The sequence below is a fragment of the Phaeobacter sp. JH20_02 genome (genome assembly GCF_048056915.1).
Lineage (GTDB): Bacteria > Pseudomonadota > Alphaproteobacteria > Rhodobacterales > Rhodobacteraceae > Phaeobacter > Phaeobacter bryozoorum.
Genome location: NZ_JAYMVP010000022.1, coordinates 606,468 through 629,375, shown reverse-complemented (window position 1 = coordinate 629,375; position 22,908 = coordinate 606,468). Strand labels below are relative to the sequence as shown.

Sequence of the window (22,908 nt, the reverse complement as noted above, 5' to 3'; positions counted from 1 at the left end):
AGATCGCATCGCTGAGCCGTAAGGAGCAGAAAAGTCGATAGAGATAACCTAACCCGACCTCCCTACCTGCCTTTGTGCAACTAAGCAAGCAGCAACTGCGGATTGTTGCGACGAGGGTGTGCGAATGCGCCAGCTCCAGCGCCGCGCCCCAGGTTCTGACGGCCTGCCCGCCGGTCAGGCCAGCGTGGTGACGGGGCCGCCGGTGCCGGGGTCGTTTTCGGCTGGAGCCGCGCTGTCGCCGGTGACGTCATGGCCGTAGATCCAGTCGAATTGCTGCACCATGCGCTGGGGCGCGAGGCGACCGCCAAGGCGCAGGATCTGATGCGCAGGCCAGGCCAGCGGCTGGCGCAGGTGGTATTTCCAGGCATTGCCGGTGGCGGCATCGACAACCCGGGCGGTGCGGTCGTGGCGGCGCGCCTGATAGGCGGCCAGACCGGCCTCGGTGGTCTTGGCGGTGCGCAGGGCATCAACCAGCACCCAGGCATCCTCAAGCGCGAGGTTCGCACCCTGAGCCATGAACGGCAGGGTGGGATGCGCGGCATCGCCCATGATCGCCAGCGCGCCCTTGTGCCAGACTTCGGCCACCGGATGGCGGAACAGCCCCCAGAGCGCCACCTGATCGACCTGCCCCAACAATTCTGCGGCAGCGCCACCAAAGCCCTGGAAGGCGGCGCGCAGGTTTTCGGGGTCATCCTGCTGATGCCAGCCCTCATCCGCCCAGGTCTTGCGTTCCTGCACCGCGACGATGTTCATCAGGCTGCTGTCGCGCAGCGGATAGGTGACCAGATGGCGACCCGGCCCCATGAAGACCTGCGCCTCGGCCGGGTGATTGTGAAGATTGGCAACCGTAGCGCGCCAGGCCACCTGCCCGGTAAAGCGCGGTTTGGCCACGCCGTTCAGCGCGGCGCGCGCCTTGGAGTGCAACCCGTCTGCGCCGATCACCAGATCGCCGCCGCATTGCGCGCCATTGGCCAGATGCACCACCGGCCGGGCGCCGCAGCTGATGCGGTCGACCTTCTGCAACAGGCGCACCTTGACGCCGCTGCGACGTGCGGCATCAGCCAGCAGGTTGATCAGATCGGCGCGGTGGACAAAGTAGAAATTCCGCCCCGGCGCATATTGGTCGAGATCGAGACGCAGCACCTCGCGGCCCCGCCGGTGGCTGCGCAGAACCACCGCACGGGCGCGCGGCGCAGTCCAGGCGAGATCATCGGCCAGCCCCAGCGCCCGCAGAACCGCGACACCATTGGGGCTGATCTGAATGCCCGCGCCGACCTCGGTGATCGCCTCGGCCTGTTCGAGGACCGTGACCTCGGCGCCCTGCTGGCTGAACGCCAGTGCCGCCGCCAGCCCACCGATGCCCGCGCCGATGATGGTGATTTTCCGGTCTGTCAGTCTCATGCTGTCCCGCTGTCTGCACGCCGACCGGTCCGTTCTGGCCAGGCGATACCCCCAGATAACCGAAAAACGCCGGAGCGACAGGCCCCGGCGTTGTGATTTTTTTCACAAATGCAAGAAAATCAGTCGTCGCGGTGGACTTTTTCGCGCCGCTCATGGCGTTCCTGTGCCTCAAGGCTCATCGTGGCGATGGGCCGGGCGTCCAGACGCTTGAGCGAAATCGGTTCACCGGTGACTTCGCAATAGCCGTATTCGCCTTCGTCGATGCGGCGGATCGCGGCGTCGATCTTGGCGACCAGTTTGCGCTGACGGTCCCGGGTGCGCAGTTCCAGCGCGCGGTCCGTTTCCTCGCTGGCGCGGTCGGCAACATCGGGAATATTGCGGGTATTGTCCTGCAACCCCTCGATGGTGTCACGGCTTTCGGCCAGGAGTTCCTGTTTCCAGTCATAGAGCTTACGACGGAAATACTCCTGCTGCCGGTCATTCATGAAGGGTTCATCTTCAGCCGGACGATAATCATCCGGCAGGAACACGTCTTGCTTCATTTCGCTACCTTTGGTTTGCCCCATACTGCCGGTCTTCCTCGGTATTGTTTACAAACTCAGCGGCTCCCCCCGCATGCCGCAGCGTTTATCCCCTGCGCAGGCGATTGTCACTACACAATAGTACGCACAAAGGGTTAAAACCTGCATAAGAGCGCCCCCAGGGGTTGCAGCGAGGCAACGAGGCAGGAAAGACATGCAGTTTCAGGGCACTAAGGATTATGTCGCGACCGAAGATCTGAAAATCGCGGTCAATGCCGCGGTCACTCTGGAGCGGCCGCTGCTGGTGAAGGGCGAGCCGGGCACCGGCAAGACCGAGCTGGCGCGGCAGGTGGCGGATGCGCTGGGACTGCGGATGATCGAATGGAACGTGAAATCCACCACCCGCGCGCAGCAGGGGCTGTATGAATACGATGCGGTCAGCCGGCTGCGCGACAGTCAGCTGGGCGACGAGCGGGTGCATGACGTCAGGAACTACATCAAGAAAGGCAAGCTCTGGGAGGCCTTTGAGGCCGACGAGAAGGTCGTTCTGCTGATTGACGAAATCGACAAGGCCGACATCGAGTTCCCGAACGACCTGTTGCAGGAGCTCGACAAGATGGAGTTCCATGTCTACGAAACCGGCGAGACGATCCGGGCCAGGCAGCGCCCGATCATGATCATCACCTCCAACAATGAAAAGGAACTGCCGGACGCGTTTCTGCGTCGGTGCTTCTTTCACTACATCCAGTTTCCCGATGCCGAAACCATGCGCAAGATCGTCGAGGTGCATCATCCCGGTATCAAGGACAGCCTGCTGACCACCGCGCTGACGCAGTTCTACGAGATCCGCGATACGGCCGGGTTGAAGAAGAAACCTTCGACCTCGGAGGTGCTGGACTGGCTGAAGCTGCTCCTGGCGGAGGATCTGAGCGCGGAAGATCTGAAGCGCGATGGCGCGGATGCGCTGCCGAAACTGCATGGCGCGCTGCTGAAGAACGAACAGGATGTGCATCTGTTCGAGCGGCTCGCCTTTATGGCGCGGGGACGTCGCTGAAGGCCAGCCGCGCAGGATCAGACCAGAGGCCCGCCCCTTGTTGCGGGCCTTTTTTGTCCTTGCCTCCGTATCAGACGGGCTGTTCCTCTTCTGGTCGTAGATAGGCCTGCGCTGTCTGCTTCAACAGAAGCCGCAGCTTGCGTGGGCGCCCTTCGATGGCAAAGTGCACGACCTGCTCCAGACAGTTCAGCTGTTTGAGCCGTTGCGGGACATTATGATGGGTGCCGGGCATCACATAGTGGCGAAGGGTGTCGCGCCGGGGAAAGCGGTCCCGTTGCGGTGCCTCGCGGCCATGTCTCCCGTGGATGACGGTATAATCCGTGCCGTCGCGAAAATGATCGGCAGCAGATTTCACCTCGTAATGCGAGATCCGGTTGCGATAGGCCGCCCAGCGTGTTTCGTCAGGCACGATATCGGGGTGGATCGAAATCTGCGGCGCAAAGGCGAGAACGGCGTCTATGCGGGTAACGGAGGATGCGACGATGGCGCTGAAGCCGCCCATGGAATGGCCCATCGCAATCACACGGGTGGCGCCGCATATCGCGCGGTAACTCTCAATTTCGGCACCGATGCGGCTCAGAAGACCCGGCGTGTTCAGCCAGCTTCGCTGCGGATCCGCGATGAACAGGGTGTTGTGACGGCCATTTCCCGTCGCGCTTCGCGCGAATTCATAAGGCGGGCAGGTTTCGGCATCCTTGCCAATCCCTGAAAAACACACGACGAGCCTGTCGCCGGGACCGCGATGCGCCCATGTGACCAGATCATCGCAGGACAGCCGGGGTGTGATCGTAAGCTGTGATGGAGGCACGTCCGCTCCCTGATTGCTGAGCGTTGTTTACGGTGCTCACGCATGGTGCGCGGCGACGCGACGGGGTTGGTAAGGGGGCGGCACATACACCGGCCTGCTGACGGCTGAGTGCGCCAGTGGGCTGGACCGGCGCCTATGCCGCGTCTTCCGTCTGCGGTGTGTGGGGGGGGCACCGCGGGGTTGCCCCGTCGGCCTGCCCTGCCCGCATGGAAGCGGTCACAAGGTCAATACGCCTCGCGCAGGAAGCGTTCGACGCGCTCGGGGTCATCCTCGATCATGCGCAAGAGGATGCGGGCGGGACGTTCCGGCAGGCGGCGGCCCTGTTCCCAGTTGCGCACCGAGCCGAGGCGAAAGCCGAAGTGGCTGCAAAAGCGTTCCTGCGACATGCCGAGGGTCTTGCGCAGGCGCACGACATCCACCATCGGCACCTCGCGGGTTGCGATGGTCTCCAAGGGCGTCTTGCCGGAGATGTCCTCCTGCATCTGCTTGAGCGCCATGGCGTCGCGGTCCGCTTCGCTTTGCTGGCGGATACGGCTGCCGGTTCGACGCCGTGCGTGATGCTCTGCCCGATGATCTGCCCGCTGCTCTGCCATGTCAGTTGCCCTCCTTCAATAGTGCCTTGATCCGGGATTTGACCACATCCAGGGCCAGATCCCGCACTGCCCGTGCCCCCTGCGCCATCAAGCCGGACAGCCGCGGATCGGGCTGTCGGCGGTGGATCCGCAGCACATAGACCATCATCAGATCAGGGCTGGCCTGATGGATGCGGTAGCGCAGCGCCAGATCCCCGGCGACATGGGTGTAATCTTCATCCGTCTTGCGCCCGATGGTGGGGTCGCGCACCAGGGTTGCGATCAGCCGGGCCAGCTCATCCTCGTCCAGATAGGCGTGGATGGCGTCCTCGACCGCGACCGGGGTGATGCGATAATCCACCCGCAGGCATTTCTGTGTCTCTTTGCGTATATACGCCATTGGCGTAGCCTTTTCAACCTGTCTCTGCGTTCCGTCACCGCTGGCAGGGTTGATCGGACCCGCCGTGATGCACAACCTCTGTCTGCATCAACAGAGACGCACCGCCCGCGGCGCGGGCGAAATTTTGCCGTCAATGTGATGCCGGGTGGCTCTTCTCATTGTCACACCGCTGCGATAAGGCCAGCCATAACATTGATTTTTAACCCTGTCTTGGCACAAGCTGGGGCGATCGCGCCGCAGGAGATATCGCTTGTTCACATTCCGGCCCCCCATCGCGGCCCCGCGCAAGCCTGCCAGCGGCAGCAGCGGCCCGGCGGCTGCCCCGTCCCGCGTGTTCCGGCGCGGCTGCGCCGCGCTGGTGCTGCTCGCCACACTGGCGGGATGTGGCACCGGAAGCGCCCCCCCGGCCCCCGGTCACCGCGGCGCGGCCACGGCGGCGCTGGCCCCGGCCAAGAGCTTTGCCCGTGCCCATCCGGTGGCGCCGCAGCGGGCCAACAGCGATATCGCACGGGATTTCCTGGATCTGCATTTCCAGCTCGAAGGCGGCACCGAACTGCCTGTGTTTACCCGGTTTGAAACTCCGATCACGCTGCGCGTCACCGGCCAGCCGGGCAGCGGGCTGACCCGCGATCTGGAGGCGCTGCTGCTGCGGCTGCGCCGAGAAGCGGGGCTGGACCTGCGGCAGCTGACCACCGGGGCGGCCAATATCACCATCGAAGCCGTGCCGCGCAAGGCGATCCGCCGCGCCTCGCCCCGGGCGGCCTGTTTCGTGGTCCCCAACGTCAGCTCGCTGGCGGAGTATCGCCGCTACAAGCGCCATCCGCGCACCAATTGGGCCAATCTGCGCGCCCGTCAGCGGCTGGCGATTTTTGTGCCGAATGATGTCAGCCCGCAAGAGACCCGCGACTGCCTGCACGAAGAGCTGGCGCAGGCGATCGGGCCGCTGAACGATCTCTACCGGCTGCCGGATTCAGTGTTCAACGATGACAATATCCATACGGTACTGACCGGGTTTGACATGCTGATCCTGCGGCTGGGCTATGCGCCCGAGCTGCGTACCGGCATGACACGGGCCGAGGTGGCCGCGCGCCTGCCTGCCATTCTGGCACGGCTGAACCCGGCAGGTGCCGGGCGCGCCGCGGCGCCGCTGCCGCGCACCTCTCTGGACTGGATCCGCGCGACCGAGGCGGCGCTGACACCGGGCACTGGCCGCGGCACCCGTTTGCAGGCCGCCCATCGCGGCGCCGCCATTGCCCGCGATCTGGGCTGGCAGGATCACCGGCGGGCGTTCAACCACTATGTGCTGGGGCGCATTTTGCAGCGGGACGAGCCGGAGCTGGCGCAGCAGCATTTCGAGACCGCGCTGATCTATTTGCAGGGGCGCTATGACAGCCCGCTGCTGCGTGCGCAGATCGCCAGCCGCATGGCGGCCTTTGACATCGTGCGCGGCGACGGCGCCAGCGCCCTGGCGCGGATCCGCCCTGCCCTGCCGGTGGCAGCGCGCGGCGAGAATGCGGTGCTGTTGTCAAGCCTGATGCTGCTGGAGGCCGAGGCCTTGCTGCTGGAGGGGCAAACTGACGCTGCCTATGCGGTCAGGCTGGACAGTCAGGGGTGGGCGCGATACGGGTTTGGCCCGGATTGGGCGGTCCGGGGGGCAATGCGCGAAATCGCAGCCCTGGCGCCGCCGCAATAACCGCAGCTGAGGGGCGCACCGGCTTGACCCGGCCCGCGGCGGCCCCACCTGAGACCTGAACACTCTAACATACGGACATTGGCATGATCGTAATCGGCGCATTGATCATTGGCGCATTCCTGGGGGCCCGTACGGCCCAGAAACGCGGCGGCAGCTTGGCGGACAAACTGCAATATGGCGCTGCATACGCCATTGTTTTTGGTATTCTGGGGATGTTTGCAACCATCCTTGCGGACCGCGCCCTGCTCTGACGCGGGGCTACGGGCCGCGACATGACCGCCTGATCAGCCCTGACGGAGACCCCGATGTTTCAGCCCTTCTTTGAAAACCTGCGCAAGGCGGCGGTTCCGGTATCCCTGCGGGAGTATCTGACCTTTCTCGAGGGGATGAAGGCCGGGCTGGCGACCTATGATATCGACGCTTTCTACTATCTGGCGCGCGCCGCCATGGTGAAGGATGAGCGCAATATCGACAAATTCGACCGCGCCTTTGCCACGACATTCTCGGGGCTGGAGGCGATCCCCGCCGAGGCGGTGATGCAGGCCGTGGATATCCCCGAGGAGTGGATCCGCAAGATGGCTGAAAAGCATCTGAGCGAGGAAGAGCGCCGCGAAATCGAGGCGCTTGGCGGGTTTGAAAAACTGATGGAAACCCTGAAAGAGCGGCTGAAGGAACAGGAAGGCCGCCATCAGGGCGGCAACAAGTGGATCGGCACCGCTGGCACCTCGCCTTTTGGCGCCTATGGCTACAACCCCGAGGGCGTGCGCATCGGCCAGAAGGAAAGCCGCCACCAGCGCGCCGTGAAGGTCTGGGACAAGCGCGAGTTCAGGAACCTCGACGGCGATGTCGAACTGGGCACCCGCAACATCAAGGTGGCGCTGAAACGGCTGCGCCGCTGGGTGCGCGAGGGCGCTGCCGAGGAGCTGGACCTCTCCGGCACCATCCGCGCCACCGCCGAACATGGCTATCTGGATGTGAAGACCCGGCCCGAGCGGCACAATGCGGTGAAGGTACTGCTGTTTCTGGATGTAGGCGGGTCGATGGATCCGCATATCAAGGTGGTGGAGGAGCTGTTCTCGGCGGCGCGCAGCGAGTTCAAGCATCTGGAATATTTCTATTTCCACAATTGCCTCTATGAAGGGGTCTGGCGCGACAACCGGCGCCGCTGGGAGGCGCAGATCCCCACCCATGAGGTGCTGCGCACCTATGGGGCGGACTATAAATGTATCTTTGTCGGCGATGCCTCGATGTCGCCTTATGAAATCGCCTATCCCGGCGGCGCCAATGAGCATTGGAACCCGGAGGCAGGTCAGGTCTGGCTGGAGCGGGCGCGGGCGCAGTGGTCCTCACATCTGTGGATCAACCCGGTGCCGGAGGCCTATTGGGGCCATACCCATTCGATCCAGATGATCCGGGAGATTTTCGAGGATCAGATGGTGCCGATGACATTGGCGGGACTGGAGCGCGGCATGCGGGAGCTGACGCGCTAGGCCGGGCAGCGCGCACAGGCCACGCGCGGCGAAAGCTTGCCAAGTCACCCCGCCTCGGGTAGACCAAGCGCCAGAGAATTGGAGAGTTTATGTCCTGGTGAAGAAGGGGCGGCAGAGGCCACCCCGGTTTGCAGATTGCCCCGGTGAAGACCACCTGCGCTCATCCGCAGGTGTCAGGAAAGATCTGCGCGACATTCATCAGAGACACGGATCCGGGCAGGCCCCGCGATCACACCAAGAAAGACATTCCCAATGACAAGGGACTATTCCCAATTCCTGAGCCCCGCCTCCACTGACGGATCTGCCGATACCGCGCGGCCGCTGAGCCCGCTGGAGCATCTGGGCTGGCAGAGCTTTTTCTCTCAGCAAACCGATCTCGAAGAGATCGCCAGCCATCCGCCCGTGCGTATCACCGAGGTGAACCGCAGCGGGCTGCGCGCCCTTGGCGATGGCATCGACATGGTGATCCCCCCCGGCCCCGAGGCCACGGTGGGCGACTGGCTGATGCTGGACGCCGAGCTGCCGACCCATAGCCGGGTGCTGGAGCGCAAGAGCCTGATCCGCCGCCGCGCGCCGGGCAAGGATCGCAAGATCCAGCTGATTGCGGCCAATATCGACACCATGTTCGTGGTCACCTCCTGCAACGCGGATTTCAACGTCGCGCGGCTGGAACGGTTTATCGCCATGGCCTTTGACGCGGAGGTGACGCCGGTGATCGTGCTGACGAAGATCGACCTCTGCGACGATCTTGAGCCCTATGTCACCAAGGCAAAGGCGATTTCCGATCTGGTTGAGGTGGTTCCGCTGAACGCCAAGAGCGAGACCGCGCGCGAGGCGCTGGCGCCCTGGGTCCGGGCCGGGCAGACGATTGCCTTTCTCGGCACCTCCGGCGTGGGCAAATCCACGCTGACCAAGGCATTGGGCGATGATCTGGATATCGCAACCCAAGGCATCCGCGAAGACGACGCGCGCGGGCGCCACACCACCACCCGGCGGCAGCTCTATTTCATCGAAAACGGCTGCGGCGTGCTGGACACGCCGGGAATGCGGGAGTTGCAGCTGACCGATGCCGCCGAGGGGGTGAGCGATGTTTTCGCCGATCTTGAAGAGCTGTCCACCCAGTGCCGGTTCCGCAACTGCGCCCATGAGGGCGAACCGGGCTGCGCGGTGCAGGCCGGTATCGCAGCCGGCGAGGTGGACCCGGCGCGGCTTGACCGCTGGCGCAAGCTGGCGGCGGAGGAGGCGTTCAACTCGGCCTCGCTGGCGCAGCGCCGTGCCAAGGACAAGAGCTTTGGCAAGATGGTGAAAACCGTGAAGTCGATCAAGAAACGCAACCGGAAGTAACCGCGCTGCGCGCGATCAAGACAGAAAGGGCGCCTCGTTGGGGCGCCCTTTTGCTATGTGCAGATGCGGGGGTTTTGCCCCCTGCCGCCCGGTCAGCTGCCGCCCTGTAGCAGCGGCGTGATGCGGCGTACGGCAGCGCGGCGGTTGGCGCGCTCGGCGCGCTGTGTCACCACCGCCAGATCGGTTTCCCCATAGCCCTGCACCACCATGTTTTCCGGCGGCACGTTGAAATATTCGGTGAGCGCCAGCGCGACACTCTCGGCGCGGCGGTCCGATAGTGCCAGATTATAGGGCGCGGCACCGACCGCATCGGTGTGGCCTTCGATCAGGAACACGTCCTGCGGGTTCTTTGCAATCATCTCGCGCATGGCATTGCCCAGCGCCGATAGCTCTTCGGCCTCGGCGGCGCGGATCACGGCAGAGCCGGTCTCGAAGTTGATGGATTGCACGGTGATTTCCGGCACCAAGCGGCGCACCGCATCAATATTGCGGATCTGGCGCAGGGAGAAGCGGCGGTTGACCTGCGGCGCTTCCTTTGCCGCCAGCGCCAGCGCCAGTTCATCGGCGCTGATCGCGTCGCTGCTGAAACCTGACTGACGCGGCGCGGCGGTGGGCAGTTCGGAGACCACAACATTGTCGCTGCGCTGGGTGTCGTCGAACAGGACCACGGTGCTGCCATCGGTCAGCGTGCGGGTGCGGCGCAGCACCCGGCCATCGCGGGCGCGGATGGTTTCCACCTCTGCGCCATCCTCGCGCACGACAACGGTGCGGGTGGACCCGTCCTTGAACTTGTAGGTGGTGACATTGCTGCCGGGCTGGCGAAGGAGGGCGTCGTCATTCTTGATCACCCGGTACTGGCCGTTCTGTTCAACCACCGCGCGGTCGCCGGAATTGCTGACAACGGTTTCGCCCTGTTTCAGGAGCTGGCCGATGGCCACGGCCCCCAGTCCAAGCAGAGCGGCCTTCTGCAACTTGCTGAGACCGTCATCGTCGTTGTCTGCGGTGGCAGCGGCGCTGTTGCTTTCAGTTTCAGCGTTTGCAGACGTCTCGGCAGTGGCCGCGGCCTCAGCCGCCGGGGTGTTCACCGCGGTTTCAAATTCCTCATCCGAGCTGCGCGCGCTGTCCTCGGTCACGGTTTCCTCGACAACCTCTGCCTCCTCGGTGGCGGCGGCGCTGGCCGCTGCGGCGGCGGCGCTGTCATCTGCCTCCTCGGTCTGGGCAAGGGCGTCGGCCTGCGCCTGACTGTCAAGCGGCTCAACCTCGGGTTCGGGTTCAGGATCGGACGCAGGTGCAGGGTCGGTCCCAGCCTCAGCCTCTGCCAGCGCTGCGGCCAGTTCGGCGTCGGAGGTGGTCTCGGCCTCAGCCGTAGCCTCGGGTGCGGCGGCGGCGCCTGCCTCTGTGCTGGCGGCTGTATCCACTCCGTCATTGGCTGTCGGCTCCGCCGGTGTCTCTGCCTCTGCGGTGGTTTCACCTGCGCTCTGTTCGGCGGCTGTCTCTGCCGTCTCGGCCGGAGCTTCGGTCGGCGCGGTCTGAGAATCGGCAGCGTCTGTGGCAGGTTCTGGAGCAGGTTCAACCGGAGCGGCGGCGGCCTGCTCGGCCTCGGTCGGGGCTGCTGGCTCAGCCTGTTCGCCTGCCTCAGGTGCAGGCTCAGCCTGTTCAGCGCCCGCCATCAGGGCAACGGACGCGAGCGCCGGATCTAATGCTGCGTCCAGCTCTCCGGTGACATAGGCCTGGCAGAATTGTGCCTTGGCGCCTTTGCCCTTGCCTTTGAGAATCTCACCCTCGGGGGTGATGCGGCCGTTTTGCAGCCAACGCAGGCAGCGCTGCACGGCCTCGGTGATCTGCTCCGCCGTCATCTGGCTGAGATCGGTCGGATCCGATTTGGACTGCGCCGGTGCGGCGACCGGAAGGCTGAGAGAGACGATGACCGCCAACGCGGTCGAGGATCTGAGAAGCTGCGAAACCATGCGGTGTTCCTTTCGCTGTGCGGTGCAAAGCCTAAGGAGCCAACTCGCGGCAAAGCAAATAAGTTGCCTGTGAGGGTCATTTTTCGGCCAGAGCCTGCCGATGCGGGCGTCGGGCGCCGGGGTCAGTCGGCGGTCAGCATCTGCATCAGGCGCTGTTTTTCGCCGCTGTCATCCTGACGCGCGAGCATATCCGCCAGATCCTGAAGCGCGGCAATGGAATGGCCTGCGCGAAAGCTGTCGACTTGAGGCAGCATGGCGCGGATGCCGCGCGCCTTGGGGGCGAACCCGTCAAAGCGCAGCAAGGGGTTGAGCCAGATCAGACGGCGCGCGGAGAGATGCAGCCGCTGCATTTCCGCGCTGAGCTGATCGCTGTCGTCGCGGTCCAGCCCGTCGGTGATCAGCAGGACCACGGCCCCCTGCCCCATGACGCGGCGCGACCAGTCACGGTTGAAATCATGCAGGCAGGCGCCGATCCTTGTGCCGCCCTCCCAGTCCTGCGCCTCGGCCCCGGCTGCGGCCAGGGCGGCATCAACATCGCGCTGCGCCAGATGGCGGGTAATGTTGGTAAGCCGTGTGCCGAAGGTAAAACCATGGACCCGCGCCCAGCCCGGCCCCTTGCGATTGGCGACCGCATGCAGGAAATGCAGGATCAGGCGGGAATATTGGCTCATCGAGCCGGAGATATCGCAGATCACCACCAGATTGGGCCAGCGCAGCCGGCGCTGCGCCCGTGCGAGGGTCGTGACCTCTCCGCCCTGACGTGCGGCCTGGGCGAGCGTGCGCCGCCAGTTGATCCGGCTGCCAGAGGGAGCCGCCATCAGACGGCGCGACTGAATGGGGCGGATCGGCAGCTGCATCTTGGCCAGCATCCGCTTGGCCTCGGCCACCTCGGCGGTGCTCATCTGCTCAAAGTCGAGCTGCCGCAACCGTTCCTCGCGCGACATGGTGAGTTCGGCGTTTAATTCCAGCTGTTCCGGTGGCTCCTCCCCCTCCGGCGGGTCAGGGCGATCCGGTGCCTCAGCCCCGTCCAGCAATGCCTCGGCGGCGCGTTTCTGGGCCGGTTTGGCGGCCTTCTCCTCCTGCGTGCCACGGATTGCGGGCAGCATCGCCGCCATCATATGCTCCAGAAAGCGCGGATCGCGCCAATAGAGGCGAAAGATCTGTGCAAAGACCTGACGATGCTCCGGCTTTGAGACAAAACAGGCGTGCAGCGTCCAGTAGAAATCCTGTTTCGAGGTAAAGCCAGCAGCGGCAACAGCCTCCACCGCCTCGCTCACCCGGCCCGGACCGATAGGCAGCCCAGCACGGCGCAAAGCCCGCGCGAAATGGGTGATGTTCTGCGCGAGCCGGGGCGTTTCCGGCAGCGGCAATGGCGGGTATTCAGGCATATGGACAGGGCTGGCGCATCAGGCGGGACCCAGCGCGGCACGGGCCTGATCGAGAATGCGTTTGGCCTCTGATCCATGCAGGCGGCTGATATCATCCTGATATTTCAGGATGGCCCCCAGCGTGTCGGCGATCACCTCGGGCGACAGGTCGATCACATCCAGCGCCAGCAGGCAATTGGCCCAGTCGATGGTTTCGGCGATGCCCGGGCGTTTGAACAGATCCTCGGTGCGCAGGGCCTGCACAAAGGCGACGACCTCCTGCGACAGACGCGGTGCGAGACCGGGAGCGCGGGCGGTCAGGATCTCCATTTCGCGCTCAAAGTCCGGGTAATCCACCCAGTGATAGAGACAGCGGCGTTTCAGCGCGTCATGCACCTCGCGGGTGCGGTTGGAGGTGAGGATCACAATGGGCGGCTCGGGAGCCTTGATGGTGCCAAGTTCGGGGATGGTGACCTGAAAATCGCTGAGCGCCTCAAGCAGGAAGGCCTCGAACGGCTCATCGGTGCGGTCGAGTTCGTCGATCAGCAAGACAGGTGCGCCCGCCGGGTCCGGCTGCATCGCCTCAAGCAGCGGGCGGCGGATCAGATAGTCGTCGCTGAAGAGTTCCGCCTGAAGCGCAGCACGGTCGCTTGCCTCCCCGGCGGCGACTTCGGCGGTGCGGATGGCCATCATCTGGGCGGCAAAGTTCCATTCATAGACGGCGCTGGCGGCATCCAGCCCCTCGTAGCATTGCAGCCTTATCAGCCGACGTCCAAGCGCGGCGGCGAGTGTCTTGGCGATCTCGGTCTTGCCGACCCCGGCCTCGCCCTCCAGAAACAACGGACGACCAAGGCGCAGCGACAGGAAGACCACCGTGGCAAGCCCGCGATCCGCGACATAGCCCGCGCCTGTCAGCAGGGTTTGCACCGCATCAATGGAGCCGGGCAGACCGTTGGCCTGAGCCTGCCCCTGAGCCCGTCCCCGAGCCTGGGCGCTGTCCGCTGCGTGGCGGGTGGGATTTTCCGGCTCGACCGCCTGTGTTTCCTGCGACATCTGCCCCCCTTCTGGTGCCTGATCAGGAGACATCTGGCCCCTGACCAACAGGCCATATGTTCGGCACCAAAAGGCCACGCCGAACCGGTCGGGTCAAGCGCTTGTCGATGCCACTTTGGTCTCATAGACGCCCCGCCGACCACGCCCGCACCGCATGTACCGATCTGCACAGCAAGGCCCAAACACCCGGCGCAGCGGCGCATGACATTGACCGGCTTTCGCTGCAATGCGATGACAGAGGCAGGCCATCCGCCCCAAGGGCGCGCCATGCCCCAAGGCGGCGACGGCACAGACGTAGCGGGAGACAGCATGCGAACACTGGCCGTAACATGTGTAAAGAACGAAGGGGCTTTCCTGCTGGAGTGGATCGCCCATCACAAGGCCGTCGGCTTCAGCGACATTCTGATCCTGTCCAATGACTGCGCGGATGGCACCGACCGGATGCTGGATCGACTGGATGAACTGGGCCATATCACCCATCTGCGCAACGACGGCCCCTATGACAAGGGCGGCATCCAGTTCACCGGGCTTAAGAAAGCGGACAAACACCGGCTGATGCGCAAGGCGGACTGGGTGATGGCGTTTGACGTGGATGAGTTCGTCAATATCCACGTCGGAGACGGCCGCCTGACCGACCTGCATGACGCGCTGCCGGAGGCGGATGCGATCACCCTCACCTGGCGGCTGTTCGGCAATGGCGAAACGGTGCGCTATCAGGACCAGCCGGTGACCGACAGCTTTACCCGCTGCGCACCGGAGGTGATCCACTGGCCGTGGCGCGCGGCGATGTTCAAGACGCTCTATCGCAATGACGGCACCTATCGCAAACTGGGGGTGCATCGCCCGCGAAGCCCACAGGAGGAGGCCGCGCTGGCGCGGTATCGCTGGTTCGACGGATCAGGTCGTGAACTGGGTCAGGACTTCAGGACGCAGCGGATCTATTCCGACTATGGCCAGTCGAATTTCGATCTGGTGCAGCTCAACCACTACCCGCTTGGCGCGATGGAGAGCTATGTGCTGAAAGCCGACCGCGGACGGGTCAACCGCCCGGGCGAGCTGGGCATGGATTATTGGGTGGAACGCAATTTCAACACCGATGAGGACGGCAGCATCGCCCGCTATCGCCCCGCCCGTGAGGCGATCGCCGAGCTGCTGCGCGAAGACCCCAAGCTGCAGCGCCTGCACGAACGCGCGGTGCAGTGGCGCCACGACCGCTTTCGCATGTTGATGCAGCAGGACGCCTATCGGACATTGTTTTCGCGCCTGCTGATGACTCCGCCTTCGCGGCTGATCAGCCCCGGAACCGCCCGCACTCTCGCCGGTTTTGCCACTCTGGGCCGTCACAGCGCGCAGCAGGGCAGCGACAAACCCGACAATGGGCAGGACTGAGCAGTGGGCAGAGCTGAGCCCTGACCGGATGCGATCGGCCCGCCCCCGGCGCCCGCGCAGCAAGCCGTTCCGCCTCCTTTTGCGCGCAACAATGGCCGACAAACCGGCCTTACAATTTCCAATTTTAGCCTTATTTCGCCTTTAGATGTTGCTGGAGGCAAACCCGTCCGATCCAGGACGGGGCGAGAGGACGAGGCTATGCAGCAGGATACGTTGGACACGCTGGACGAGGATCTGTCCGGGCTGAAGCCCGCGCAGTGGCAGGCCCGCATGGCCGCGCTGGCCGAAGAAAACGGCATGTATCAGCCGCTCGGGAACCGTCACTTTGCCAGCTTCATCGATCAGGGCAATACGCTGCTGGTCAGCTTTGAGACAATCCAAGGCATCCACAACCTGTCAGATCTGGCGCAGCCCCTCGGGTTTGATCTGGTCAAGAACCTGGGCTGGTCGCATCTGTGCCTCATCTCCAACGGCGACACCTGGTTTCGAAATGACCGCATCTTCGGGTTTTTCGACCAGCTGATCGATGATGGTTTCTTTGACGAATTCGACAAGGTGGTGTTCTACGGCGCCGGTCCCTGCGGCTATGCCGCGGCCGCCTTCTCCGTGGCCGCGCCTGGCGCTACCGTGGTCGCGATCCAGCCGCAAGCAACCCTTGATCCCCGGCTGACAGACTGGGACGACCGCTTCACCGAGATGCGCCGTGTCGATTTCAGCAATCGCTACGGGTTTGCCCCCGACATGATGGATGCGGCCCGGCAGGGCTTTGTGATCTACGATCCGCGTGAGCGGCTGGATTCCATGCATGCCGCCCTGTTTGCGCGCAAAAACGTGATGCGCCTGCGCACGCCCCATCTGGGCGACACTGTGCAGACCCGGCTGATCGAGATGGAAATCCTCTATAATATTCTGGCGCTGGCCGGTGCCGACCGGCTGACGGAACAGCAGTTCTACAAACTCTATCGCGCCCGCCGCACCAATGGCCCGTATCTGCGAAAGCTGATGGCAGAGCTGGAACAGACAGACCGCCCCTATCTGATGGCGCTGCTCTGCCGCAATGTCACCGGCAGGCTGCGCGCCCCGCGCTTCCGTCGTCGGCTTGAGGCGCTCCGGAAACGCGCTGCCGAGGGCGAGATCACCCTGCCACCCGAGCGCTGAGCGACACCGGGGACAGGCCAGCAGCGCGACAAGATGATCCCGTCGCTTCCCCTTCGCGCGGCCCTGTGCTAGGCGAACGCCATGACCGTTAAGCTCACCATCCCCCGCCCCGATGACTGGCATCTGCATCTGCGCGACGGCGCGATGCTGAAGGCCGTTCTCCCCGAAACCGCCCGCCATTTCGGCCGTGCGATCATCATGCCGAATCTGGTGCCGCCCGTGGTGACCGGTGACCAGGCCGCCGCCTACCGCGACCGTATTCTGGCGGCCCTGCCCGACGGCATGGCATTTGAACCGCTGATGACGCTCTACCTGACCGAGGACACCGATCCTGCGGATGTGGCAGCGGCCCACGCCAGCGGTCTGGTCAAGGCGGTGAAGCTGTACCCGGCGGGGGCGACCACCAATTCGGCCTCTGGCGTGCGCGATTTCGACAAGGTGCGCCCGGTGCTGGAGACGATGGCAGAGATCGGCCTGCCGCTCTGCACCCATGGCGAGGTCACTGACCATGATATCGACATTTTCGACCGCGAGGCGGTGTTCATCGACCGGGTGCTGGACCCGATCCGCAAGGCGACACCGGGCCTGCGGGTGGTGATGGAACATATCACCACCAGAAACGCCGCCGATTATGTCACCAGCCAGGACGAAGACCTCGGCGCGACAATCACCACGCACCATCTGATCATCAACCGCAACCACATCCTGGCCGGCGGCATCAAACCGCATTACTACTGCCTGCCGGTGGCCAAGCGCGAAGAGCACAGGATCGCCCTGCGCGCGGCCGCCACCTCCGGCGATCGGCGGTTTTTCCTCGGCACGGATTCCGCGCCCCATACCGACCCCAACAAACTCAGCGCCTGCGGCTGTGCCGGCTGTTTCACCGCCCCCAACACCATGTCGCTGCTCGCGCATGTCTTCGAAGAAGAGGCCGCACTGGACAAGCTGGCGGGCTTTGCCTCGGAACATGGCCCGGCCTTCTACGGCCTGCCCGTCAATGCAGACAGGCTGACCCTGATCAAGCAGGACAATGCCGTAGTGTTCCCCGACCAGATCAGCACCGCCGATGGCCCGGTGACCGTCTTTGATCCGGGGTTTGATGTATTCTGGAAATTTGCCTGACCATATCTTCTGGCTCCAAATATCCCCGCCGGAGGCTCCTGCCACCGGCGGCTCGCGCCGACCACAAGGATGATAGAATGATCCCCTCCTCCTACCCTTCCCGCGAAGAAATCGCCCGTCTTTCCGCCCGTATGCTGCTGGAGATCGGCGCGGTGAATTTCAATACCGAGACGCCCTATACCCTGGCCTCCGGCCTGCCGTCGCCCAGCTATATCGACTGCCGCAAGCTGATCTCCTTTCCGCGGATCCGCTCGACGCTGATGGATTTCATGACCGTCACCGTGATGCGCAATGCCGGCTTTGAGGCCTTTGACAATATTGCCGGGGGCGAAACCGCAGGTATTCCCTTTGCCGCGCTGGTCGCCGAGCGCATGGCGCTGCCGATGACCTATGTGCGCAAAAAGCCCAAAGGCTATGGCAAGAACGCCCGCATCGAAGGCGCGATGAGCGATGGCGAGCGGGTGCTGCTGGTGGAGGATCTGACCACCGATGGCGGTTCGAAACTGTCCTTTGTCGATGCGATCCGCGAAACCGGCGCCTCCTGTGGCCATACGGCAGTGGTCTTCTACTACGACATCTTCCCCGAAACCGAAAAGACGCTGGGCGACCACGGCGTATCGCTGCACTATCTGTGCACCTGGTGGGACGTGCTGGCCGAGGCGCGCGCGCAGCAGGCCTTCTCCAGCGAGACGCTGGATGAGGTGGAGCGTTTCCTCAAGGATCCGCGCGCCTGGCAGGACGCGCATAAATCCGCCTGATCTGAAATCAGCACAGTGATGCACCGGGGGCGGCCTGTGGACAGGGCTGCCCTCGAATCGTCTCTGCCACTGGCAATCGCCCAGATATAGATCGCTTCCCAGATTGCACCACATGATATAGAATGCGCCCAGCCCAAGCCGGTCTCTGTGGATTTGGCGCACAGGCCAGCCTGCGGATATCCACAGGCTGTTCACAATTCATCCACAGAGTTTTCCAGATAGCCAAACCGCGCGCCACGCCGGTATAACGCGGGGCCAAAGACGAGAGCAGCGATGAACGATATTACGCCTTTTGACCCCAATCTGCCCGCCGCCCCGCAGCCTGATGCCACTGGCGAGGGCAATGCAGACGACGTCAGCATCCTGCCCCATTCCGTCGAGGCCGAACAGCAGCTCCTCGGCGCCATCCTGACCAACAACGACGTCTACGACCGCGTTGCCTCGATCATCACCTCGGCGCATTTCTACGATCCGGTCCATGCCCGCATCTACGAGATCGCCGCTGCGCGGATCTCAAAGAACACGCTGGCCTCCCCGGTCACGCTGAAGGCGTTCATGGAGGATGACGAGGGGCTGAAGGAACTGGGCGGCCCTGCCTATCTGGCAAAACTGGCAGGCGCCTCGATCTCGGCCTTTGCGGTGCGCGACTATGCGCAGATGATCTATGATCTGGCGATCCGCCGCGAGCTGATCGCACTGGGGCGCAGCATCGCCGACAAGGCACGCCGCGTCGATGTCGCCTCCGAACCCAAGGAGCAGATCGTCGAGGCGGAACAGTCGCTTTATAAACTGGCCGAACAGGGGCAGACGGAAAGCGGCTTCAAATCCTTTCTCAAGGCGGTCACCGAAGCGGTCAATGTCACCAATGAAGCCTATCAGCGTGGCGGCGGCATGGCCGGGATCTCCACCGGTCTGGCTGATCTCGACAAACAGCTCGGCGGCCTGCACCCCTCGGACCTCCTGATCCTCGCCGGGCGGCCCTCGATGGGCAAGACCTCGCTGGCGACCAACATCGCCTTCAACGTGGCCAAGGCCTATAAGCGGGGTGTGAAACCCGATGGCACCGAAGGCGCCATTGACGGGGGGGTGGTTGGCTTTTTCTCGCTGGAGATGTCGGCCGAACAGCTGGCCGGCCGTATCCTCGCCGAGGCTTCGGAAATTTCCTCGCACAAGATCCGTCAGGGCGATATGACCGAGGAAGAGTTCCGCCGGTTCGTTCAGGCGGCGAAGGATCTGGAAAGCTGTCCGCTGTTTATCGACGACACCCCGGCGCTGCCGATCTCGCAGCTCGCGGCCCGGGCACGACGCCTGAAGCGGACCCATGGGCTGGATCTGCTGGTCATCGACTACCTCCAGCTCTGTCGCGGCATGGCTGACAACCGGGTCAATGAAATCGCCGAGATCTCCATGGGCATGAAGGCCATCGCCAAGGAGCTGAACATTCCGGTGGTTGCCCTCTCCCAGCTGTCGCGTCAGGTGGAAAGCCGCGAAGACAAACGTCCGCAGCTGTCGGATCTGCGGGAATCAGGCTCGATCGAGCAGGATGCCGACGTGGTCATGTTCGTGTTCCGCGAGGAATACTACAAGGAGCGCGAGAAGCCCGGCGATCACGAGCTGGACAAGATGGAAGAATGGAAACAGGCCATGGAACGGCTGCACGCCAAGGCCGAGGTGATCGTCGGCAAGCAGCGTCACGGCCCCATCGGCACCGTGGAACTGGCGTTTGAGGCGCAGTTCACCCGTTTCGGCAATCTCGCCAAAGCCTGGCAGCAGGACCATGCGCCCGAATATTGAGCGCTGATAATTCGGCAATCGACATCAGGCGGCGCAGATCTATTGTGCTGCCTTATTGTTATGCCGCGGCCCTGCCCCGCGCGCCCTGCCGACTTGGGCCGCAGCTCGGCGCTTGTCCTCGGTCATGGTCCAGGTCTTGCCTGTCACCTTTCCAGAAATACTCAAATTCCCCGATCGCGGCGCAGATCATCACTTGCCGTGACAGCCCCCGCAGGCCCGGTCTCCCCGCAGGCCGATATGTGTCAGGTCAGCGCCGAAACTCCGCCAAGCACGCCCGCAGCAAAGCCGGAATGCGGTTTCCCCCTTGACCCCTGTGCCCCCCATGTCATGAACAGCACATGACGACTGCTAGACTGACACTCAACCTCGATGCGCTGGTGACCAACTGGCGCAATCTCGATGCGCTGACCAATTGCGAAACCGCCGCCGTGGTCAAGGCCAATGGCTATGGGCTGGACGCAGGCCGCGTTGGCAAGGCACTGGCCAAGGCGGGCGCGCGCAATTTCTTCGTGGCCATGGCAGAGGAAGGCGTCGCCCTGCGCCGCGCCATCGGGCCCGGCCCCGGCATCTCGGTCTTTGCAGGCCATATGGAAGGCGATGCAAAACTGCTGCGTGATTTCCAGCTGACGCCGATGCTCAATTCGCTGGACCAGATGCTGCGCCATTTCGAAAGCCTGCCGGGGCACCCCTTTGGCGTGCAGCTCGACAGCGGCATGAACCGGCTCGGCATGGAAGCCGCCGAGTGGAGCGCCGTGCGCGACATCGCGCTCAGCCAGGGGCCGGTGCTGCTGATGTCGCATCTGGCCTGCGCCGATGAGCCGGCCCATCCGATGAACGACCAGCAGTTGCAGCGCTTCGTCGAGATGACCGACGGGCTTGATCTGCCCCGCTCCCTCGCCGCGACCGGCGGGCTGCTGCTGGGGCGCAAGTATCACTTCGACCTCTGCCGTCCGGGCATCGGCCTATATGGTGGCCAGCCCTTCGGTGATGCGCTGCCGGTGGTGCAACTCGATCTGCCGGTGATCCAGATCCGCAGCCTGGATCTCGGCGAGACCGTCGGCTATGGCAACAGCTGGACTGCACAGCGCCCCAGCCGTATTGCCACCGTCGCCGCAGGCTATGCCGACGGGCTGCACCGCGCGCTTGGCAATGGTGGGATCAAGGTCTACGCGGGCGACACGCCCTGCCCCGTGGTCGGCCGGGTGTCGATGGATCTGATCACGGTCGATGTCACCGACCTTGGTGACGAGCCGAGCCATCTGACCATTCTGAATGAACGCCAGACCGTCGATACGCTTGCCGATGCGGCCGGCACCATCGGCTATGAAATTCTCACTTCCCTCGGCAGCCGCTATGCACGGAGCTACACCGGATGAGCACCCTCTCGCGTCTCTCGCCCCTCAGCCTGCTTGCCCGGCTGGGACAGATGGCCCTTGCCGGACTGGGGGCTGTGGGGCGGGTCACGCTCTTTGGTCTTTCGACCTTCAGCCACATGCTGCGCCCGCCCTTCTACCCGCGCGAGTTGCTCAATGCGCTGTTGCAGGTGGGCTGGCTGTCGCTGCCGGTGGTTGGGCTGACCGCGATTTTCACCGGCGCGGCCCTGGCCTTGCAGATCTATGCCGGCGGCGCCCGCTTCAACGCAGAGGCTGTGGTGCCGCAGATCGTGGCGATCGGCATGGTCCGCGAGCTTGGCCCGGTTCTGGTCGGGCTGATGATCGCCGCGCGCGTCACCTCCTCCATCGCAGCCGAAATCGCCACCATGAAGGTGACCGAGCAGATCGACGCGCTGGTGACGCTCTCCACCCATCCGATGAAATACCTGGTGGCGCCGCGGGTGCTGGCCGCGCTGATCACAGTGCCGGTGCTTGTCGGGGTTGGTGACATCATCGGCATTATGGGCGGCTATGTGGTGGCGACCCAGAATCTGGGCTTCAACCCGGCGGCCTATCTGAAGAACACCGTAGATTTCCTCGAAGCCCGCGACATCGTCTCGAGCCTGGTCAAAGGCGCCGCCTTTGGCACCATCGCCGCCACGATGGGCTGCTACTACGGCATGCAGTCGGGCCGCGGCGCGCAGGGCGTCGGCCGCGCCACCAAAGGCTCGGTTGAGGCCGCAGCCGTGCTGATCCTGGCCGCCAATTTTGTCCTTACAGGGATTTTCTTCTCGCTATGATCCAGATGAAAGACGTCCATAAGGCCTTTGGCGACAACCGCGTGCTGAACGGCATGAATCTCGAGATCGCCAAAGGCACCTCGATGGTGATCATCGGCGGCTCCGGTACCGGCAAATCGGTGGCGCTGAAAAGCATCCTTGGCCTGATCCAGCCCGACAGCGGTGAGATCCTTGTCGATGGCAAACCCGCCGGATCCGGCGACCGCGACATGTTTCTGGCCCGCTTCGGGATGCTGTTCCAGGGCGGCGCGCTGTTTGACAGCTTGCCGGTCTGGCAAAACGTGGCCTTCCGCCTCCTGCGCGGCGCGCTGAAGCGGCCCACCGAAGAGGCGCGCGAAATCGCCATCGAGAAGCTGCGCCGGGTGGGTCTGAAGGCTGATGTGGCGGACCGGCTGCCCGCAGAACTGTCGGGCGGCATGCAGAAGCGTGTGGGTCTTGCCCGTGCGATTGCAGCCGAGCCCGAGATCATCTTTTTCGATGAGCCGACCACCGGCCTTGACCCGATCATGTCCGGCGTGATCAACGACCTGATCCGCGAAATCGTGGTCGAGATGGGCGCAACGGCGATGACCATCACCCACGACATGTCCTCGGTCCGCGCCATTGCCGACAATGTGGCGATGCTGCACGCAGGCGTGATCCAATGGACCGGACCGGTCAGCGAGATGGACAACTCTGGCGATCCCTATATGGAGCAGTTCATCCATGGTCGTGCCGAGGGGCCGATTGAGGCGGTGCGTTAGGCCTCGCGGCCTTTTTTTTGCGAGGGTCGCTGTCTCTGGCACCGCGTCTGGCGTTCGCTCGCAGCCTTCCCCCTTCAAATCCGGCACTAAACGCGCAAGTC

The 22,908-nt window shown here is 63.9% G+C and carries 21 protein-coding genes; 13 read left to right on the top strand and 8 right to left on the bottom strand.

Going from position 1 to position 22,908, the window contains the following annotated elements:
• Positions 1-174: 174 nt before the first annotated feature.
• A complete protein-coding gene (locus VWY34_RS09760) occupies positions 175-1,401 on the bottom strand; it encodes an FAD-dependent monooxygenase (RefSeq protein WP_416542867.1) in 1,227 nt (408 codons plus the stop codon).
• Positions 1,402-1,520: 119 nt separating this feature from the next.
• Positions 1,521-1,943, bottom strand: a complete 423-nt coding sequence (gene dksA / locus VWY34_RS09755; RefSeq protein ID WP_340545175.1) for an RNA polymerase-binding protein DksA — start codon at positions 1,941-1,943, stop codon at positions 1,521-1,523.
• Between the two features lie 193 nt (positions 1,944-2,136).
• Between dksA and VWY34_RS09750 the strand changes: the two genes are divergently transcribed.
• Positions 2,137-2,976, top strand: coding sequence for an AAA family ATPase (locus tag VWY34_RS09750; protein WP_340545174.1), 840 nt, complete (start codon positions 2,137-2,139; stop codon positions 2,974-2,976).
• 70 nt (positions 2,977-3,046) lie between these two features.
• Here the strand turns inward: VWY34_RS09750 and VWY34_RS09745 are convergent, their stop codons facing one another.
• The 3 genes from VWY34_RS09745 to VWY34_RS09735 all read right to left on the bottom strand — a co-directional run bounded on the left by VWY34_RS09745 (position 3,047) and on the right by VWY34_RS09735 (position 4,756).
• Complete coding sequence (locus tag VWY34_RS09745; RefSeq protein ID WP_416535901.1) at positions 3,047-3,784, bottom strand: hypothetical protein; 738 nt, start codon at positions 3,782-3,784, stop codon at positions 3,047-3,049.
• 224 nt (positions 3,785-4,008) lie between these two features.
• On the bottom strand, positions 4,009-4,377 hold the full coding sequence (locus tag VWY34_RS09740; RefSeq protein WP_416535902.1) for a helix-turn-helix domain-containing protein: 369 nt from the start codon (positions 4,375-4,377) through the stop codon (positions 4,009-4,011).
• A gap of 1 nt (position 4,378) precedes the next feature.
• Positions 4,379-4,756 carry a hypothetical protein gene (locus VWY34_RS09735; protein WP_340545171.1) on the bottom strand — a complete coding sequence of 126 codons (378 nt, stop codon included), beginning with the start codon at positions 4,754-4,756 and terminating at the stop codon, positions 4,379-4,381.
• A gap of 331 nt (positions 4,757-5,087) precedes the next feature.
• On the opposite strand from VWY34_RS09735, the gene VWY34_RS09730 reads away from it, so the two are divergent.
• From VWY34_RS09730 to rsgA, 4 genes are all read left to right on the top strand, one after another.
• Positions 5,088-6,449: a DUF2927 domain-containing protein gene (locus VWY34_RS09730; protein WP_416544778.1), complete on the top strand. Its 1,362-nt coding sequence runs from the start codon at positions 5,088-5,090 to the stop codon at positions 6,447-6,449.
• 83 nt (positions 6,450-6,532) lie between these two features.
• Positions 6,533-6,700 (top strand): hypothetical protein, encoded by a 168-nt coding sequence (locus tag VWY34_RS09725; RefSeq protein ID WP_340545170.1) that lies wholly within the window; start codon positions 6,533-6,535, stop codon positions 6,698-6,700.
• Between the two features lie 54 nt (positions 6,701-6,754).
• Positions 6,755-7,939 carry a vWA domain-containing protein gene (locus VWY34_RS09720; protein ID WP_416535903.1) on the top strand — a complete coding sequence of 395 codons (1,185 nt, stop codon included), beginning with the start codon at positions 6,755-6,757 and terminating at the stop codon, positions 7,937-7,939.
• Between the two features lie 252 nt (positions 7,940-8,191).
• A complete protein-coding gene (rsgA, locus tag VWY34_RS09715; RefSeq protein ID WP_416537764.1) occupies positions 8,192-9,283 on the top strand; it encodes a ribosome small subunit-dependent GTPase A in 1,092 nt (363 codons plus the stop codon).
• 92 nt (positions 9,284-9,375) lie between these two features.
• On the opposite strand, the gene VWY34_RS09710 is transcribed toward rsgA, so the two are convergent.
• The 3 genes from VWY34_RS09710 to VWY34_RS09700 form a co-directional block, all read right to left on the bottom strand.
• Positions 9,376-11,250, bottom strand: a complete 1,875-nt coding sequence (locus VWY34_RS09710) for an OmpA family protein (RefSeq protein ID WP_416544733.1) — start codon at positions 11,248-11,250, stop codon at positions 9,376-9,378.
• A 122-nt stretch (positions 11,251-11,372) separates the two neighbouring features.
• A complete protein-coding gene (locus tag VWY34_RS09705; protein WP_416544732.1) occupies positions 11,373-12,638 on the bottom strand; it encodes a vWA domain-containing protein in 1,266 nt (421 codons plus the stop codon).
• An 18-nt stretch (positions 12,639-12,656) separates the two neighbouring features.
• The gene (locus VWY34_RS09700) at positions 12,657-13,670 is read right to left on the bottom strand and encodes an AAA family ATPase (RefSeq protein ID WP_416537767.1); all 1,014 of its coding nucleotides are present in this window, start codon (positions 13,668-13,670) and stop codon (positions 12,657-12,659) included.
• A gap of 309 nt (positions 13,671-13,979) precedes the next feature.
• On the opposite strand from VWY34_RS09700, the gene VWY34_RS09695 reads away from it, so the two are divergent.
• From VWY34_RS09695 to VWY34_RS09660, 8 genes are all read left to right on the top strand, one after another.
• Positions 13,980-15,059 carry a glycosyltransferase family 2 protein gene (locus tag VWY34_RS09695; RefSeq protein WP_340545164.1) on the top strand — a complete coding sequence of 360 codons (1,080 nt, stop codon included), beginning with the start codon at positions 13,980-13,982 and terminating at the stop codon, positions 15,057-15,059.
• Positions 15,060-15,257: 198 nt separating this feature from the next.
• Positions 15,258-16,217: a phosphoadenosine phosphosulfate reductase gene (locus tag VWY34_RS09690; protein ID WP_416537769.1), complete on the top strand. Its 960-nt coding sequence runs from the start codon at positions 15,258-15,260 to the stop codon at positions 16,215-16,217.
• Positions 16,218-16,298: 81 nt separating this feature from the next.
• Positions 16,299-17,339, top strand: coding sequence for a dihydroorotase (gene pyrC, locus VWY34_RS09685; RefSeq protein WP_416544731.1), 1,041 nt, complete (start codon positions 16,299-16,301; stop codon positions 17,337-17,339).
• A gap of 77 nt (positions 17,340-17,416) precedes the next feature.
• Positions 17,417-18,097: an orotate phosphoribosyltransferase gene (locus VWY34_RS09680; RefSeq protein ID WP_416535910.1), complete on the top strand. Its 681-nt coding sequence runs from the start codon at positions 17,417-17,419 to the stop codon at positions 18,095-18,097.
• Positions 18,098-18,370: 273 nt separating this feature from the next.
• On the top strand, positions 18,371-19,891 hold the full coding sequence (locus VWY34_RS09675; protein ID WP_416535911.1) for a replicative DNA helicase: 1,521 nt from the start codon (positions 18,371-18,373) through the stop codon (positions 19,889-19,891).
• A 338-nt stretch (positions 19,892-20,229) separates the two neighbouring features.
• The gene (gene alr / locus VWY34_RS09670; RefSeq protein WP_416535912.1) at positions 20,230-21,267 is read left to right on the top strand and encodes an alanine racemase; all 1,038 of its coding nucleotides are present in this window, start codon (positions 20,230-20,232) and stop codon (positions 21,265-21,267) included.
• Entirely contained in the window at positions 21,264-22,064 is an 801-nt protein-coding gene (locus VWY34_RS09665; protein ID WP_340545158.1) for an MlaE family ABC transporter permease, read from the top strand. Before alr ends, VWY34_RS09665 begins: the two co-directional genes overlap by 4 nt.
• Positions 22,061-22,807, top strand: a complete 747-nt coding sequence (locus tag VWY34_RS09660) for an ABC transporter ATP-binding protein (protein ID WP_416544730.1) — start codon at positions 22,061-22,063, stop codon at positions 22,805-22,807. The genes VWY34_RS09665 and VWY34_RS09660 overlap by 4 nt, the downstream gene beginning before the upstream one ends.
• Positions 22,808-22,908: the final 101 nt, after the last annotated feature.

What these genes read in the sequence shown, in the direction of transcription:
- VWY34_RS09760 (WP_416542867.1), bottom strand. Translation starts at nt 1,401, where the DNA reads ATGAGACTGACAGACCGGAAAATCACCATCATCGGCGCGGGCATCGGT.
- dksA (WP_340545175.1), bottom strand. Translation starts at nt 1,943, where the DNA reads ATGAAGCAAGACGTGTTCCTGCCGGATGATTATCGTCCGGCTGAAGAT.
- VWY34_RS09750 (WP_340545174.1), top strand. Translation starts at nt 2,137, where the DNA reads ATGCAGTTTCAGGGCACTAAGGATTATGTCGCGACCGAAGATCTGAAA.
- VWY34_RS09740 (WP_416535902.1), bottom strand. Translation starts at nt 4,377, where the DNA reads ATGGCAGAGCAGCGGGCAGATCATCGGGCAGAGCATCACGCACGGCGT.
- VWY34_RS09735 (WP_340545171.1), bottom strand. Translation starts at nt 4,756, where the DNA reads ATGGCGTATATACGCAAAGAGACACAGAAATGCCTGCGGGTGGATTAT.
- VWY34_RS09725 (WP_340545170.1), top strand. Translation starts at nt 6,533, where the DNA reads ATGATCGTAATCGGCGCATTGATCATTGGCGCATTCCTGGGGGCCCGT.
- VWY34_RS09720 (WP_416535903.1), top strand. Translation starts at nt 6,755, where the DNA reads ATGTTTCAGCCCTTCTTTGAAAACCTGCGCAAGGCGGCGGTTCCGGTA.
- rsgA (WP_416537764.1), top strand. Translation starts at nt 8,192, where the DNA reads ATGACAAGGGACTATTCCCAATTCCTGAGCCCCGCCTCCACTGACGGA.
- VWY34_RS09710 (WP_416544733.1), bottom strand. Translation starts at nt 11,250, where the DNA reads ATGGTTTCGCAGCTTCTCAGATCCTCGACCGCGTTGGCGGTCATCGTC.
- VWY34_RS09705 (WP_416544732.1), bottom strand. Translation starts at nt 12,638, where the DNA reads ATGCCTGAATACCCGCCATTGCCGCTGCCGGAAACGCCCCGGCTCGCG.
- VWY34_RS09700 (WP_416537767.1), bottom strand. Translation starts at nt 13,670, where the DNA reads ATGTCGCAGGAAACACAGGCGGTCGAGCCGGAAAATCCCACCCGCCAC.
- VWY34_RS09695 (WP_340545164.1), top strand. Translation starts at nt 13,980, where the DNA reads ATGCGAACACTGGCCGTAACATGTGTAAAGAACGAAGGGGCTTTCCTG.
- VWY34_RS09690 (WP_416537769.1), top strand. Translation starts at nt 15,258, where the DNA reads ATGCAGCAGGATACGTTGGACACGCTGGACGAGGATCTGTCCGGGCTG.
- pyrC (WP_416544731.1), top strand. Translation starts at nt 16,299, where the DNA reads ATGACCGTTAAGCTCACCATCCCCCGCCCCGATGACTGGCATCTGCAT.
- VWY34_RS09680 (WP_416535910.1), top strand. Translation starts at nt 17,417, where the DNA reads ATGATCCCCTCCTCCTACCCTTCCCGCGAAGAAATCGCCCGTCTTTCC.
- VWY34_RS09675 (WP_416535911.1), top strand. Translation starts at nt 18,371, where the DNA reads ATGAACGATATTACGCCTTTTGACCCCAATCTGCCCGCCGCCCCGCAG.
- alr (WP_416535912.1), top strand. Translation starts at nt 20,230, where the DNA reads ATGACGACTGCTAGACTGACACTCAACCTCGATGCGCTGGTGACCAAC.
- VWY34_RS09665 (WP_340545158.1), top strand. Translation starts at nt 21,264, where the DNA reads ATGAGCACCCTCTCGCGTCTCTCGCCCCTCAGCCTGCTTGCCCGGCTG.
- VWY34_RS09660 (WP_416544730.1), top strand. Translation starts at nt 22,061, where the DNA reads ATGATCCAGATGAAAGACGTCCATAAGGCCTTTGGCGACAACCGCGTG.